The organism is Paraliomyxa miuraensis, from assembly GCF_026337845.1.
GTDB lineage: Bacteria > Myxococcota_A > Polyangia > Nannocystales > Nannocystaceae > Paraliomyxa > Paraliomyxa miuraensis.
This window is the reverse complement of the sequence record NZ_JAOVZF010000077.1, coordinates 1-626: the sequence shown is the minus strand read 5'-3', so window position 1 is coordinate 626 and position 626 is coordinate 1. Positions and strand designations below refer to the sequence as shown.

The window sequence follows — 626 nt, the reverse complement described above, 5'->3', positions numbered from 1 at the left end:
CCTTGGGCCCATGCCCGCGCTGCGGCTTCTTGTCCTTGGCCGGCTTGTCACCCCGATGAGGGCGACGCTCCGACGACTCGCCGAACATCTGCCGTTGGAGGGCATCCATCTGCTCGCGGATCAGCGCCAGCTCCAGATCGAGCTGGCGTGCTGCCTCGGGCCCCTGCTCCTTGGCGAGCTGCTCGAGGCGCTGCGCCATCTCGCTGCGGAGTCTCTCCACCTCGCGAGCGTAGAGCTTGGCCCACTCACGCATCGTGTCGACGTCGTCGATGCGATCGAGGTGCTCGAACGAGGAGCTCACCTCCGACAAGATGCAGCATCAGGGCTTGACTGCAAGGTCATTGTGCTGCAGCGGAGGAGGTGAGAGCTGGATGCGTCCCACCAGATGGCTGCCTTGCAGGAACAGCTCGAGCTCGGTCTTCGTCAGCACCAGCTCTCGGCTCCGCGAGAAGTCCCACAGCGGGGCGAACCGCCGCTTCTCGATGCGCTTGGCGTACAGGCACATCCCCGAGCCGTCGAAGAATAGAACCTTGACGTACGTGCGCCTGCGGTTCGTGAAGAGGTACAGCTCGCCCGTCAGCGGGTCGCGTCCCAGCTCGTTGCGCACCAGCCCCGACAGGCCCTCG

At 65.5% G+C, this 626-nt stretch carries 2 protein-coding genes; both read right to left on the bottom strand.

What is annotated here, in order from left to right; translation table 11 throughout:
- A partial coding sequence (locus OEB96_RS00345) for a hypothetical protein (RefSeq protein ID WP_266213380.1) occupies positions 1-301 on the bottom strand: 301 nt, incomplete at its 3' end.
- Between the two features lie 18 nt (positions 302-319).
- Positions 320-626, bottom strand: a 307-nt coding sequence (gene tnpB, locus OEB96_RS00340) for an IS66 family insertion sequence element accessory protein TnpB (protein WP_266213379.1), incomplete at its 5' end; no start/stop codon positions are given.